The organism is Streptomyces sp. NPDC056479, assembly GCF_042795335.1.
GTDB lineage: Bacteria > Actinomycetota > Actinomycetes > Streptomycetales > Streptomycetaceae > Streptomyces.
Map to the genome: position 1 here is coordinate 245,779 of NZ_JBHTRZ010000006.1, position 14,301 is coordinate 260,079.

Below are 14,301 nucleotides of genomic sequence, written 5' to 3' on the forward strand. Positions count from 1 at the left end.
GCTCATTCAGCGAGGCCGGGGCAGGTCCTTCGAGGCGTTACGTACGGAGCGTCCCCATCCCCGTACGTACGCCCGGTCTCAAGGGGTACGACCGGACGGTCGTCGCCGGTGTCAGTGCGCGACGACCGGCACTGCGACCTCGTCCGCGGCGCCCTCCTCGGAGGAGGCCACCGTCGTGCCGCCCGGACGGCCGGCGTTGACGAAGGTCAGGGCGATGGCCGCGGCCGCGACCAGGATGCCGACGGCGAACCAGATGGCGCTGGTGTAGCCCTCCACCATGCCCTCCAGCTGGACCAGCTGCTGCTGGGACCGGCTGGAGGCGCCGCCGATGTGGTCGGCGATGTAGGACGTGGTCGCCGAGGCGGCGATCGTGTTCAGCAGGGCCGTACCGATCGCGCCGCCCACCTGCTGCGAGGTGTTGACCATCGCGGAGGCGACACCGGCGTCCTGCGGCTTGACGCCCTGCGTGGCGAGCGACATCGCCGGCATGAACGCCGTACCCATGCCGAGGCCGAGCAGCAGCATCGCGGGCAGCAGGAGCGCGGCGTACGAGGAGCCGATCTCCAGCTGGGTCAGCAGCAGCATGCCGAGGGCGGCGACCAGGAAGCCGGGGCCCATCAGCAGCCGCGGCGCGACCCGGGTCATCAGACGGGTGCCGATCTGGGTGGAGCCCGTGATCATGCCCACGATCATCGGCAGGAAGGCGAAGCCGGTCTTCACCGGCGAGTAGCCCTTGACGATCTGCAGGTAGTAGGTGAGGAAGAGGAACAGGCCGAACATCGCGATGATCGCGAGGCCGAGCGAGAGGTAGACACCGCCGCGGTTGCGTTCGGTGACCACGCGCAGCGGCAGCAGCGGGGCCTTGACCTTGGCCTCGACGAGGACGAAGGCCAGCAGCAGCACGCCGGAGGCGACGAACATGCCGACCGTCAGGGAGTCGCCCCAGCCGTTGGACTCGGCGCGGGTGAAGCCGTAGACCAGCGCGACCAGACCGAGGGTGGACAGGACCACGCCGGGGATGTCGAGCGAGGAGCGGTTGCGGCCGCCCTCGGGCTCACGGATGACGTACCAGGCACCGGCCGCGGCGACGATGGCGAACGGGATGTTGACGAAGAAGGTCCAGCGCCAGTCCAGGTACTCGGTGAGGAATCCGCCGAGGATCAGACCGACGGCACCGCCACCACCGGCGATGGCGCCGTAGATGCCGAACGCCTTGGCGCGCTCCTTGGCATCGGTGAACATCACGGCGAGCAGCGAGAGCGCGGCCGGGGCGAGCAGCGCGCCGAACGCACCCTGCAGGGCGCGGGCGCCGAACATCATGGCCTCGTTGGTGGCCGCACCGCCCAGCGCGGAGGCCGCGGCGAAGCCGCCCAGACCGATGACGAAGGCACGCTTGCGTCCCCACAGGTCGGCGATACGGCCGCCGAACAGCAGCAGACCACCGAAGGCGAGGGCGTAGGCCGTGACGACCCACTGCCGGTTGCCGTCGGAGATGCCCAGGTCCTGCTGGGCGGAGGGCAGAGCGATGTTCACGATGGTCGCGTCGAGCACGACCATCAGCTGGGCTATCGCGATGAACGCGAGCGCTTTCCAGCGATTGGGATCGACGGCGCCGAGGGCGCTGCCGGGAGCCTTTGCGGCCGTTTCAGACATGGGTCTACCCACTTCGGGACTTCGTGACGGAAAAAGGAAACAAAAAGGGGACGGCTCGTCGGCTCTGACGGCCGGTGAGTTCGGTGGCTTGGCTTGGGTGTCTTAGGTGGCTGGTTGTTCGATGGCCAGGTGTGGATGACCGCTCTGGCGGCCTGAACTAATCGGTCAGGACTTGCGCAGGTCCTCCATCGTGATCGCCTCACCCGGCAGGACCGAGCGGGCCGGGGCCCGCAGTCCGTCCAGGAACAGCTGAAGATGACGGTGGACATAGCGGTCGGCCATGTCGCACCCGGTTCCGGCCGGGGGCCGGCTGAGCTGGGCCACGGCGATCATGAGGTCGCCGACGTCCACGTCGGTGCGGAGCTGGCCGGCCACCTTGGCGCGGTCCATGATCGCCCCGATCAGCTGCTCGGCCCGCTCCCGCGAGGCCTCCAGGTCCGGGTGGTGCTTGTCGAAGGTGCTCTGGACCATGGGGCACAGTGCACTGATCCGCTCGTCCGCAGCGGTGTGCACAAAGCGCTCCAGGGCCTCGAACGCGTCCCCGGTCTGTGCGAGCGCGAGCTCGGCCGCCGCCGTCGTACGGTCCATGACGGAGCAGACGACCTCGCGAACCAGCGCGTCGCGGTCGGGGAAGTTGCGGTACACCGTGGCATTGCCGACGCCGGCCCGGCGGGCGATCTCGTCCAACGGCACGTCCGGGCCGAACTCGACGAACATCTCCTGGGCGGCGGTGACGATCCGCTCCCGGTTGCGCAGAGCGTCGGCGCGCGGCCGGGGCGCCTTGCGCGGTACGGGGGTCACGGTCTGCACGGCGTACTCCTGGTGCTGCTGGATGGCTATTGATGATGCTGGGCGGCGATCCGGGGAAGCTGTCCCCGTTTCGCTCGGACACATGGCTAAACGGGGAGAGGATCCCCGGTTATTTCCCACCCGGAAAAGAATCCATGTGACCTGAGTCACACATGATGGGCCAAAGAACACACGTTCGGCCCACGTTCGGTCTCTTCCAACGCGCGCCCGCGCAGCCCTCGACACAGGGTGATCGAGAGGGTGCAGCGCGCAGGCCGGCGGGCTGCCATGGACTGAAGGGCCCATGCATGCAGCCGAGCCGTCGGATACGCCCCCGCCGTGTGGCCGCCCTCGTCTCCGTGACCGCCCTGACACTGGCGGTCAGCACCTCGGCAGGCAGCGGGCACCTCACGGCGGGATCCTCGACGGTGGCCGGGGCGGGCCCGATCTCTCCGGAGCACCCCTCCGCCCTGCGCCCCTGCATGATCAGCGGCCGGCCGGCGATCCAGATGTCCGAAGGCGTGCCGACGGTACGCGGCTACTCCCGCTCCACCGGCACCGTGCGCGCCCTGACGGTGATGGTCGACTTCCCCGACGCCCCCGGCCCCGGCCGCGCCCTGGACCGTTTCTCCGAGTTCTTCCCGCAGACCCAGGACTGGTTCCGCACCAGCTCCTACGGCCGCCTCGACTACCACCCCGAGACCCCGATCCCCGGCTGGCTGCGCATGCCCAAGTCCTTCCGGGCGTACGGCATAGAGCGCGGCGCACCCTTCGACCCGGGGTACCGGGAGCTGGTCCAGGACATCGTGGTCGCGGCCGATCCGAAGGTGGACTTCCGGGCGTACGACTTCCTGAACGTGCTGGTGACACCCAACGCCGGCCCGTCGGCCCTGGACACGGTCCTGTCGGTGACCTTCGCGGGCAACAGCGAGGCCCCGGTCGCCGACGGTGTCTCGGTGGCCAACGCCTCCTTCGTCTACTCCCGCCAGGACGACGGCTCCGGCACCTACCACCGCACCGGCTACCGGGTCCTCCCCCACGAGAACGGCCACGTCTTCGGCCTGCCCGACCTGTACACCGCCGAGGGCGGGAGCGCGGTGGGCCACTGGGACATCATGAGCGAGGACTGGGGGGCCAACAACGACCTGCTCGGCTGGCACAAGTGGAAGCTCGGCTGGCTGGACGACGCGCAGATACGCTGCGCGTCGACCCCGGGGACCACCGAGTACGCCCTGACCCCGCTGGCCCGCGAGGGCGGCCCGAAGCTGGTGTTCGTACCCCTGAGCCGCCGCACCGGATACGCCCTGGAACTACGCACCCGCGAGGGCAACGACGAGGCCGTGTGCCGCCCCGGCGTCCTGGTCTACCGGGTCGACGCGGATGTGGACACCGGGATGGGACCGGTGAGGGTCCACGATTCCCAGGAGAACAGCGGGGGTTGCACCCGCAGCCCGAACGTCCACGCCGAACTGTCCGACGCGACGTTCGTGCCCGGGGAGGAGTTCCAGGACGAGAAGCGGGGGGTGCGGGTGGCGGTGGTGGGGGCGGATCTGACGGGGGCGTATCGGGTGCGGGTGACTCGGGAGTAGGCCGGCCGCGAGGAGGGGGTGGGGGGCTTGGGGGCTTGAGCTGGGATCGTCGTACGGCCACCTGGCCCGGGATTGCCGTACGCGCGCGGGTGTCGGATTACGGTTAGGGCTGCCGCGAACGCCGTACGGAGAGCCGATGCCCGCGAAGACGACCCTGGACGACGACCGAGCCCTGCCGGTGGAGGCGGTCACGCCGCTGATCCGGGGTGTCGCGGTGCTGCGGCGGCTGACGGAGGCCGGCGGGACGCTGAGCGCGAGCGGGCTGGAGCGGAGCACCGGGCTGGCGCGCTCGACGGTGGACCGGATCACGTCCACGCTCGCCCGCATGGGATACGTCCGTCTCGACGGCCGTGACATCGCCCTGGCGCCGCGCGTCATGGAACTGGGCAACGCCTACCTGGCCGCCCTCGGCCTGCCCGGCCTGCTCTCCGCGCACGCGGACGCGCTCGCCGACGAGTTGGACGAGTCGGTGTCGCTCGCGGTCGCCGACCGTGACGGCATCCGCTTCATCCACCAGGCCACCCGCCGCCGCGCGATGTCCCTCAGCTTCCGCATCGGCGACCTGCTCCCGGCCGAACGCACGGCGCCGGGCCCGCTGTTCGCGACGGAGTGGGCGCAGCCGCAGTGGCAGACGTGGCGCGAGCGCCGGGCGACGGACCCCGAGGACCGGGGCTTTCCGGCCGCACCGTGGCAGGTGCACCCGTCCTCCGACGCGGACTTCGAACGCCGGGCGGCGCGGGCGCGCGAGGACGGCTGGGCGCTGGACGACCAGTTGATCGAGCCGGGGCTGGTCGCGATGGCCGTACCGGTGAAGGACCCCCGGGCGGGCGGCCGTATCGCCTGTGTGGTGAGCGTGGTGAGCCACACGAGCCGGCACACGGCCGCGGACCTGCGCGACACGCTCCTCCCCCGCCTGCGGACGGCGGTCGCCGAGATGGAACGCGCGCTGCGCGAGGCCCCACAGCAGCGCCCCGGCCCGGTTCCGGCGGGCCTCGCGACCTGGACGGGCGCCTCCAAGCAAGAACTGGGCCGGGAATTCGTCGAGTCGCTGGCGCGCGGACTGACCGTACTGACCGCCTTCGGAGAGGGCCGGGCGGAACTGACGCTCACGGACGTGGCGAACGCGACCGGCCTGGCCCGGGCGACGGCCCGACGCGCGCTCATCACCTACGAACACCTGGGCCTGGTACGGCCGTCAGGAAACCGGTCCTTCGCCTTGACCCCCCGCGTGCTGTCCCTCGGCTACCCGCCCCTGTCCCGCACGTCCCTGGCCCAGATCGCGACCCCGCACCTGGCCGAACTCGCCGGCCGCGTCCACGAGTCGGCGTCCCTGGCGGTGCTGACCCCTTCCGCAGAGGAGGTCCAGTACATCGCCCGGGCCGCCACGAGCCGCGTGATGAGCGTCAACATCACGGTCGGCACGCGGCTCCCGGCATACGCGACGTCGCTGGGGCGGGTGCTGCTGGCGGACCGCCCCCCGGCTGAACGCAAGTCGACCGGCCCGACGGGCGGACTGCGCCCCCTCACCCCCCAGACCATCACGACCCCCTCGGCCCTGACCGCCGCCCTCGAGGAGACCCACACCCGCGGATACGCCCTGGTCGACGAGGAGTTGGAGGCGGGCCTGCGCTCGGTGGCGGTACCGGTACGGGACCGGACGGGCCGGGTGGTCGCCGCGCTGAACGTGGCGATGCATGCGGCACGGAGGTCGGTGGAGGAGTGCGTGCGGGAGGTGCTCCCGGAGCTGATGGAGACGGCTGGGCGGGTGGAGGGGGAGCTTCGGGTGGCGGGGCGGTTTGCTCGGGTGGCGGTGTCTTGAGGGGGGTGGGTCGGAGGGCGCCTGGTGGTTCGGCCGGTTTTCGGTCGTGGTGGAGCGTGGCGGGCCGGGCTTCGGCTGTCGTGCAGCGTGGCGGGCCGGTCTTCTGCCGTCGTGCAGCCTGACGGGTGGGGCTTCGGCGGTCGTGCAGCGTGGCGGCTGGGGCTTCGGCCGTCGTGGAGGCTGACGGTCCGGTCCTCAGCCGTCCTGCGGCTTGGCGGCACGCACGGCACTAGCCGTCGTACGGCCTGGCGGTCCGGCCCTCGCGCAGGGTCAGTCCCCACCAGGCGAGCTGGTCGAGCAGGACATCGGCGGCCTTGGTGGTGCCGTCCTGATCGTGCGGGCGTCCCTCGTCGTCGAACTGCTCCCAGGCCATGTGAAAGCTGACGGTGTCGCGCAGGGTGACGGCGTGCAGTTCGGCGAAGACCTGACGCAACTGTTCGACGGCGCGCTGGCCGCCGGCCATACCGCCGTAGGAGACAAAGCCGACCGGCTTGGCCCGCCACTCCCGGTAGACGTAGTCGATGGCCAGCTTGAGGGCGGCCGGGTACCCGTGGTTGTACTCCGGCGTCACGACGACGAACCCGTCGAGCCCTCCGATGCGCTGGGCGAGGGTCGGGGCATCGCCCGGCGCGTCGGACCGCTCCAGGGTGAGCTTGAGCTCGTCGGCGAGGGCGGGCTCGGACAGATCGATGACATGCGTCTCCATGTCATCCCGACGCCCGATCTCGGCCACGAACCACTGGGCCACCTTGTCGGCGAACCGGCCGGGCCGGACGCTGCCGATGAGAACGCCGATCTTGAGCGGGGGCTGGGAGGCGTGGGACATGGGTGTACCTCGATTCCGGGGAACGGGTGGGTGTGATCGCGGGGCGCGCCGCTGAGCGGGGCCCGCGGAAGCAACGTAAAATCTCAAGCTAACTTGAGGTCAAGCGGGGCTGAGGTGACCCACCGAAGATCACTGAGCCGCACCATCGATCACCGACAACCGGGGCGAACCCCGAGGTACGGATCCGCTACGCTGTCAGGGCGCCTTCTGCCTTCGTAGCTCAGGGGATAGAGCACCGCTCTCCTAAAGCGGGTGTCGCAGGTTCGAATCCTGCCGGGGGCACCAGCCAAAAGGCCCCGGACCGATCATGGTCCGGGGCCTTTGACATCCACTTCTGACATCAACGGGGACGGTCACTGACGACCGGGCCGCCGCTTCCGCAGTAGCCGGTCCATGTGGCTCATGGCTTCGCGCTGGGTGTCCTGCACGACGTGCGTGTACACGTCCATGGTGATGCTGATCTGGGAGTGCCCGAGGATCTCCATCACGACGCGGGGCGCGACTCCGGCCGCCGTGAGGAGGGTCGCCGTGCCGTGGCGGGCGTCGTGGAGGCGGATGACGCGGAGGCCGGCGGACTCGGCGACGCGGGTGAAGGAGCGGTAGAGGTTCCGGGGCTCGACCTGGCGGCCGGTGCGGGTGGCGAAGACGTGGTCGGACTCGTGCCACCTCTCCCCCGCCTCAGTGCGCGCAGCTGCCTGCCGCAGCCGGTGCCAGCGCAGGGGTGCTTTGCGGAGCGCGGGCAGCGGGACGGCTCGGCGCCGACGGCTCTTCGGATCGTCGTCGTAGAGGACGCCACTGCGGCGCTGGGTCTGCCGGCGGACGTAGAGGACGCGGTTGTCGAGGTCGAGGTCAGACCAGCGGAGACCGACGATCACCCCTCGGCGCAGGCCCATCGCGATGGCGAGGACGAAGGGCGCGTAGAGCGGGTCTTTGCGGGAGGCCGCGAGGAAGTCGAGCGTCTGGAGCCACCGTTACGGGCCCGCGGTCGCGGGTTGCTCTGGTCGACGTCATGACAGCGTGGCTGAGGCCTGTGGGGGTGCGACGAGGCACACACGTGGGTGGTCGGTCGGTGCGCCCGACGTCGTGGCTGACTGTCGCCGCTGAGGTTCAGACACTCCAGGGCCCAGCTCTGTCCAAGTGACCTTAGAGGCGAAGGGGCCGTGCCAATCACGAGCCAGATCCTGCGGGGAACCATGGGGAACAGCGGGATGCTGCCCAGAGTGCGACCAGGACGCCAACATGACTCCGCCGCAGGTCAGCGCAGCAACCGCTACAAAGAACCCAAGCTTCCCAATCTGAGAGCGCGAACGAGTTCGTGGCCTGGCCAGCGTCAACGTTCCCAGTGCTCCTCGCCGCCAGGTCCGATGATGAGATGGCTCATGCCGCGTCCGATCAAGTGCCAGGACTCGAACTGCGGGTCCGGGCCGATACGCAAGCTGGCGCCGTCGCCAAATTCGATGCTGAGGGCACCGCGGTCCTGGACGTCAACGGCCGTGATCGACTGCTCGAAGAGACCGAGCACGGGGGCGAGATGCACACCCGATCCCGGCGCCAGCTCGTGCCATTTGCCGCCCGCGTCTCGGAGCAGAAACGGTGTCTCCACAATCAACTCGGCATCCACGCCGTGCCCTCCGCCCACAGCGGGAGCGGACAGGTTCAGCCGCATCTGGTGATCGAAGGCCGTGCGCGCCACGAGACACCCGATCAGACCTGTAGGCACTTTCATTTCGACTCCCGGCCTCCGGCACACAGTTCGGCTTGCCGTCGACTGGCGTACCCCTCCAGGTCGTTCTTGATGGCCATGACGTCCTCGATCGGTATCCGGATCGGTGCGCAGTACTGGGCGTCGCACGAGCGCGGGAAGGTGCTGTCGATCAGAGAGATGCCGCTGAGGACCACGCCGCCGTCATCGTCGATCTCAGTGCAGAGCACCGGGTGGAAGGAGCAGTCCTCGTAGATGTCCCCCACTCGGATCCCGGCAGGGTTGCGAGGGTCCGTCACGTCGTCCATGCGGCCCAACATGTCACGGGAGACCGCGCAGCGCCGCTGAGATTCCGGCGGCCACTGTCTCAGTGTCAGTCTCATTCAGCCCCGTTCACGGTCGTTCAGACGGGACCGGAAGCCGTGCCCGCGTCGGTGGCCGCCCATGAACCCGGGTGAACGTCCCCGCGCACCCCAACACCCCACCACCACAGTTGGAAAGCGTGTTGGGTGTTATGCGCCGAGGAAGAGGCGGGGCAATGCCGATGTCAGACGCCGATGAGAGTGTGTCGGCCATGGAGACACCCGTTGCCCCTGAGAGTGGGGATGAGGAGCACGCCGTCATTGCACACTTCCGGCTCGCCAGTGGCGGTTTCGGCGAGGCCGACCAGCGGGAGCTGGTCTACGGAGCCGAGCAGGCAATGGCAGCAGCGGTCGAGGCGGCCGACGTGGGCGAGGTCGACGGCAACGAGTTTGGTGGGGGCGAAGCGGTCGTCTACGCCTATGGACCGGATGCCGATGCTCTCTTCAAGGTCATGCAGCCAACTCTGAGCGGGCTGCCGTTCCGGCCGGCGCACGTCGTTCTCAGGCGTGGTGACAGCGAGTCACGCGTGGTCCTGTAAGCCCGGCCCGGCGGCCATGGGGCTGATCCGTGCAAGGTGGAGACGAGGCGCACCACCAGCGCACCAGATCGAGCGGGAAACAGCGGGGACTCACAGTGAAAGCCGCCGGACCCGACAAGACCACACCCCGACCGTTTGCCCAGGTCAACGCCTGAACCGCTCGCGAATGATCGCAGCTTCCCAAGCTGAGAGCGCCCCACGCCTGCTCAGTCGTGATTTAGGGCCGCACCAGGGCGGCAACGGCTACGCCGAATCCGACAACTCCGAACGCAGCCAACCCAACGGTCCACACTCGATGGGAACGAAGCTTGACCAGGCCCTTGGACTGAATGCCCGCAGCTTGGCAGCGCTCTGCTCCTGGAGCATGGACTTCAGGCAGTCCCCTCACCCTCTCGAACTCCTGTAACCAGATGCTGTCAGCCAGTTCGTGGAGGCGGTGCTTGGCCAAGAGCTGCACGGACAGGAAGGACACCACCATCGACAGCACCCCAGAAGTGACCCGTGCCAGTTGCCCTGTCTCTGGGCTGAGGGCGATTGTCATGAGGAACGCCTGAGCCGTCAGCCCCAGACCAGGCACTTGCCACATCATCGTGTCAAAGCCGGCTCGGCGGGCGGCTACCGCTTGGTACTGGAGCAATGCTTGCTCATCGCCCGGGGGCGGAGGCGTCGACATGACTCCAATGGAACCAGCAGCCGCTACCGGTTCGCGGCGTATCTGTGAGCTTCGGATCAGTAGGTACCGTGCCCGATCGTGCGAGAAGGAAGTCGCCCCGCACCAGGACTCGGGGAACCGTCTGCCTGGCATGCGAACCACGCCGTCCTTGCCACCACCGACGCCTTGATCCAAAAGCAGGTGCGCGATGGCTGGAGCTGTACCGGATCATGCGGGCCGCGGGTGGGGATCGCGGGTGGCTGGGGCGATCGGCTCCGCACCGGCCGCGTGGGTCAGAGCGCGCACAGGAAGGGCGAAGGTGAGTACCTATCAGAGCCGACGGCGCAACTTCTCGATGATCTCGTCAGCTCGGAAGTACACCACGTCCATGTTGTTTCCGAAGTACTCCTTCAGCTCTGGCGCATACACCGATGCGCGTGCCAGGGCGGCGCGGGCCTCAGCGACGGCGCGGGCATAGCTCTCCATCCCCTCACGTCCCATCTGCCTGTTCAACTCGGCGTGGTCCTCGGGCGTCGAGCCATCCCAAGCGTGGAGCCGATTGTAGAAGTGATGCCGTGCGACAGTCACAGCAACGGCCTCGATCGCGGCGTGGAACAAATCCTCGACCTTCGACCGCCTTCGGGTCCTCACGTTGAGGAGGTACGTGATCGCACTACCGATCAGTACTGACAAGAGAGGTAGCGCGACATCTATTGCGGCCATGCCCCTACCTTCCCGTCACTGGCCGACTTCAAAGAACCAGAACGATCCTGTGGCGCGGCACCGCAACCTCAGCAATCGCCGAGAGTCACCCGCAGCTGGCAGTCAATACGCCTTGGGACATCCGATCTGTCTCTTCTTGTCGTCGCCGGGCGGCAAATAAGGAGGGCCGACGCATGTCCAGCTCACGCAACACCAACCGTCTGGCCAAGAAGATCCGTAACCAGACGTCACTCACGCTCTCGACCACTTCCAGGCTGGCCCGGCAGGCCAACGTCTATCTCGGGCCCTCGGTTGCAGATGCCGCAGTTCCTCATCAGCGCCGTCTAGAAGCGCACGTAGCCCATGTGTTGGCAAGCAGCTTCAAGGACCGTCAACTCAAAGGTGCTCTTCTTGGCGTGCGTGAAGCGGGGCCAGACGGTCACAGCTTGGAACTGACCCTGGAGTCCGACATCTCGGACGAGGTTCTTCGTGAGCTCCTGCCGCGGCTCGATCACTTCTACGGAGGCATCCGCGGAGTCCCCGGGCTTCGCATCCGAGGGAACAGGGACCGCATGGTTCTCCTAGATGCCCTCAGCCCGGCGCAAGTCACCATGACGCGCGCCGATCACGGTCGCATGCGTCTGTCGTCCGCGCGCGAGGGTGGAGTGCTTCTTTGGAAGCGCGCCCCTGGCGGCCTCTCTCGCGACGAAAAGCAGCGCATGCCGCTCCGAATGATGCGGGGCGAGCCCTCGTGGTACTACAACGTATGCCGACGTTGCCGCCAGCGACTGCCGTGGCCGCTTCGGCCGCACGTCACAGTGGATCTAGACACGCCGCCTGCTCGATCGGGCACGCAAGGGGCACACTGGCCTTTCTCCCGGCTTCCCGTGTGGGACTCACATCGTGGCCCGATCGAGCCTGGGCCGCCCTTAGGCGGTCGTCTGCGGCTGTCGCGCTGATACGGCCCTGACTGCTGAGCCCGAGACGAGCACTCCTGACAGAGCGATCAGGCTGGTCAGGATGTCCTGGATCTGTGCCGCCGGGACATAGACGATCACGATGACGATGAGCAGGGCTGCCCAGTCCTTCGGGCGAGCGATTGACAGTACGGAGCGGATTGGAGCCACACTCATAGCGGTACCTCCTGGTACTCAGTGCCCGCCCCACCGACCCTGCCGCCAAGCCCGATCGGTGGTGCGGGCCTCCTGCTTGGACCCATATTGGCGCCTCTCCTGTCAGGACATATGTTGGGCGCCGCAGAAAAGGCTCACGGTCCCTCATACGGGCCATTGTGGGGATGCTTACCTGCAACTCGTCTGCTCCTTAGGTCTCTACACTGCTGGTGCAACGCCCGTGGGTGAATGGCGTTTGCTGGCGTTGGTTTCTACACACCCGCCGGAGCAAGTTGTGCCCCCGTCTTGCCCTCCGCGTGCGGCTGGGTCCCATCACGAGCCGTCACCACAGAAGCCCCACCCCAATTGGGCATCTCCCAGGGCGGGGCCGTTGACTTGCTAGTTGACGATGGCACAGAACGCCGTCGTGGTCGCGTCCAGGCGGGCTTTCGTCGTTCCTATCCCGCTGCTCCGGTAAGCCTGTTCGGCATGGATCGCTCGAAGCCTGCGCCGCAGTCGGAGCCGTTGTTCTTCAAGGGCTGGCAGGCGACTGCCGTCTTGTATGCGGACCGTGTGGTGTTCAAGCGCCTTGAATCATCTGTTGATGGATCAGCGCGGCACGCGAGGTGCTGTGCTCCATCCACATCATCAGCTACCGCGTGCTGGCCCCTGCCGTGGAAGCCAGCGTATTGCCGGTGTGCCGAGGGTCGTGGAAGTGCTGTTCGGCCGTGAACCCGCAGTCGTCCGGGCTTTGCCCAGTCGTCCCAGAAGTTGCTCGAAGACATGACCTTCACGACCAGTAGCGGCGAACTGCCCCAGGTGGCGCGTGACCTCGTCGAGCAACTCGGCCGGGAAGGAGACGGGGCGCACCCCAGCCGCAGACTTCGGAGCCCTGCCGAAGAGCCGGCCGTCCTGCAGCTCTGCCCGCGCGCGCCGGACGGTGATGCAGGGCACGGTTCTCTCGCGATGACAGGTCCCCGGGGTCAGTCCCGCCGAGAACGGCCGCAGGCGTTGCCCCCGCCCCCGCTCGTCTCTCAGCCGACCGTGGAGCACGGCCATGACAACAGAAGCGCCGACTTCCCGAACCGGCCCGAGCCCACCGCGGCCGTCGGTGGGCTCGGATCGTCCGTGCGGCTGCTTTCCGCTACTTCCCGAATGCCTGGCGGAACTCGTCGACGGTCTCGTCCGAGGCCACGTTCGTGCCGCACGCCGGGACGACGCCGTTCTCGGCGGCCACGATGTAGCGCTCATCCTCCGTGAACGTCAGCGCCTCCGGCCGGCTCGGGTCGCTGTCGAGCACGACCGTCTCCGTGTCGCCGCCCTTCAACCAGTGGTCGACGCGGAAATTGACCGTGGAGCCCTTGATGGAGGTGACCGTGCCCACGAAGAGGATCGGGTACCCGCGCAGGGTGTCTGGACTGGGTGTTACACACTTCTGGCTGCCGATGCCGTGGTGGGTGGTGAGCTTCAGCGGGCCGGCCGAGGCCGAGTGCCCGTTGTCGTTGTTCGCCATGACTCCTCCGGCGATGCCGCCGCCGAGCAGGAGCAGACCGGCAGCCGCCGCGAGTCCGAGGAGCTGACGGCGGCTCCGTCGCGCAGCGGTCTTCGTGGGGGCCGTATCGCCGGTCCGGAGCGCGGTGTCGGTGGTCAAGGTGTCCTCCACAAGTCGGTCGATGTCGGGCAGCGGAGCATGTGGGGTCAGCGCCGGGTCCGCGGACTTCAGCCGGGCCAGCAACTCGTCGTCATTCACTGACCGCTCCTTCCTTCATCACTCTTGTGTCCGGACGGTTCGTCATGCTTTCGCCCCAACTGTTCGGCGAGTTTCTTTTTCGCCCGGTGTAGCCGGATGCTCACCGCGTTGGGCGTCAGCCCGGTCGCCTCCGCGATCTGCCGGGGTGCCAGTTCCTCCCACGCCCACAGCCGCACCACCTCGCGATCCAGCGCCCCGAGGGCGGCGAGCGCGGCGTGCAGTCGGCTGTGGTCGGCGACACCAGCCGGCTGCTGTTCCTGCCTCCGGATCAACCGCTCCACCAGCCGGAGCCGGCGCCCGTCCGCACGGCGGGCATTCGCCAGGCAGCCCCGCGCCACCCCGTAGCACCACGGCAGCACGTCATCGGCGTCGGGCAGGGAACCTGGCGCCGGCCCCAAGCCGGGGACGTCGTCGATACGGCGCCACAGCACCAGCATCACCTCCGCCAGGATGTCGTCGACCATGTCGGCGCTCGTCCGTCGCAGCAGATACCGGTGCAACGGTTCCACCACCACGTGCGCCAGTTTTTCGAAGCGCGCCTGCTGCCTCTGGCGCGACTCCTCTTCCGTCATGGATTCCACAACCCGTCCTGTCCGGCACCGGCCGGATCCTTTCAGGCGAGGTCGTACAGACGCGGCAGCAGTTCAGGGCGTCGTCCATGGTCTGCTGCCAGGCCAGGACGAGACGCGGATCGAGCTGTCGCTGTGCCCGCCCTTCTCGGGCAGCGACGGGTGGGCGGCGGTGCTCGCGCCCTGGTCGAATCAGACCGCGAGGACTTGGCCGTACAGCCGTTGGAACCGCTGCCA

At 68.3% G+C, this 14,301-nt stretch carries 12 protein-coding genes, 1 tRNA gene and 1 pseudogene; 4 read left to right on the forward strand and 10 right to left on the reverse strand.

The annotated features are described in order from the left end of the window. Nucleotides 1-111: 111 nt before the first annotated feature. Nucleotides 112-1,653 (reverse strand): MFS transporter, encoded by a 1,542-nt coding sequence (locus ACFQ6S_RS24540; protein WP_383413573.1) that lies wholly within the window; start codon nt 1,651-1,653, stop codon nt 112-114. Between the two features lie 165 nt (nt 1,654-1,818). Continuing rightward, nucleotides 1,819-2,463 (reverse strand): TetR/AcrR family transcriptional regulator, encoded by a 645-nt coding sequence (locus ACFQ6S_RS24545; protein WP_383413576.1) that lies wholly within the window; start codon nt 2,461-2,463, stop codon nt 1,819-1,821. A gap of 287 nt (nt 2,464-2,750) precedes the next feature. Between ACFQ6S_RS24545 and ACFQ6S_RS24550 the strand changes: the two genes are divergently transcribed. Further along, nucleotides 2,751-4,031 (forward strand): M6 family metalloprotease domain-containing protein, encoded by a 1,281-nt coding sequence (locus tag ACFQ6S_RS24550; RefSeq protein ID WP_383413579.1) that lies wholly within the window; start codon nt 2,751-2,753, stop codon nt 4,029-4,031. Nucleotides 4,032-4,167: 136 nt separating this feature from the next. Beyond that, on the forward strand, nt 4,168-5,850 hold the full coding sequence (locus ACFQ6S_RS24555; protein ID WP_383413582.1) for an IclR family transcriptional regulator C-terminal domain-containing protein: 1,683 nt from the start codon (nt 4,168-4,170) through the stop codon (nt 5,848-5,850). A 229-nt stretch (nt 5,851-6,079) separates the two neighbouring features. On the opposite strand, the gene ACFQ6S_RS24560 is transcribed toward ACFQ6S_RS24555, so the two are convergent. Next, nucleotides 6,080-6,676 (reverse strand): NADPH-dependent FMN reductase, encoded by a 597-nt coding sequence (locus tag ACFQ6S_RS24560; RefSeq protein WP_383413585.1) that lies wholly within the window; start codon nt 6,674-6,676, stop codon nt 6,080-6,082. Nucleotides 6,677-6,885: 209 nt separating this feature from the next. Here ACFQ6S_RS24560 and ACFQ6S_RS24565 point away from each other — a divergent pair. Then, nucleotides 6,886-6,961 (forward strand) — tRNA-Arg (locus tag ACFQ6S_RS24565). Nucleotides 6,962-7,029: 68 nt separating this feature from the next. On the opposite strand, the pseudogene ACFQ6S_RS24570 reads toward ACFQ6S_RS24565, so the two are convergent. From ACFQ6S_RS24570 to ACFQ6S_RS24580, 3 genes and pseudogenes are all read right to left on the reverse strand, one after another. Further along, nucleotides 7,030-7,638 (reverse strand): annotated as a pseudogene (locus ACFQ6S_RS24570) (site-specific integrase); the annotation flags it as partial. 368 nt (nt 7,639-8,006) lie between these two features. After that, entirely contained in the window at nt 8,007-8,402 is a 396-nt protein-coding gene (locus ACFQ6S_RS24575; protein WP_383413587.1) for a DUF6188 family protein, read from the reverse strand. Next, the gene (locus ACFQ6S_RS24580) at nt 8,399-8,686 is read right to left on the reverse strand and encodes a hypothetical protein (RefSeq protein WP_383413590.1); all 288 of its coding nucleotides are present in this window, start codon (nt 8,684-8,686) and stop codon (nt 8,399-8,401) included. Before ACFQ6S_RS24580 ends, ACFQ6S_RS24575 begins: the two co-directional genes overlap by 4 nt. A gap of 236 nt (nt 8,687-8,922) precedes the next feature. Here ACFQ6S_RS24580 and ACFQ6S_RS24585 point away from each other — a divergent pair, with 236 nt between their 5' ends. Then, nucleotides 8,923-9,279, forward strand: a complete 357-nt coding sequence (locus tag ACFQ6S_RS24585; RefSeq protein ID WP_383413592.1) for a hypothetical protein — start codon at nt 8,923-8,925, stop codon at nt 9,277-9,279. 982 nt (nt 9,280-10,261) lie between these two features. Here ACFQ6S_RS24585 and ACFQ6S_RS24590 read toward each other — a convergent pair. From ACFQ6S_RS24590 to ACFQ6S_RS24605, 4 genes are all read right to left on the reverse strand, one after another. After that, nucleotides 10,262-10,654, reverse strand: a complete 393-nt coding sequence (locus tag ACFQ6S_RS24590) for a hypothetical protein (protein ID WP_383413595.1) — start codon at nt 10,652-10,654, stop codon at nt 10,262-10,264. A 908-nt stretch (nt 10,655-11,562) separates the two neighbouring features. Then, the gene (locus tag ACFQ6S_RS24595; RefSeq protein WP_383413598.1) at nt 11,563-11,766 is read right to left on the reverse strand and encodes a hypothetical protein; all 204 of its coding nucleotides are present in this window, start codon (nt 11,764-11,766) and stop codon (nt 11,563-11,565) included. 1,123 nt (nt 11,767-12,889) lie between these two features. Then, the gene (locus ACFQ6S_RS24600; RefSeq protein ID WP_383413601.1) at nt 12,890-13,495 is read right to left on the reverse strand and encodes a hypothetical protein; all 606 of its coding nucleotides are present in this window, start codon (nt 13,493-13,495) and stop codon (nt 12,890-12,892) included. Continuing rightward, on the reverse strand, nt 13,492-14,067 hold the full coding sequence (locus tag ACFQ6S_RS24605; protein WP_383413603.1) for an RNA polymerase sigma factor: 576 nt from the start codon (nt 14,065-14,067) through the stop codon (nt 13,492-13,494). The genes ACFQ6S_RS24600 and ACFQ6S_RS24605 overlap by 4 nt, the downstream gene beginning before the upstream one ends. Between the last annotated feature and the right edge of the window lie 234 nt (nt 14,068-14,301).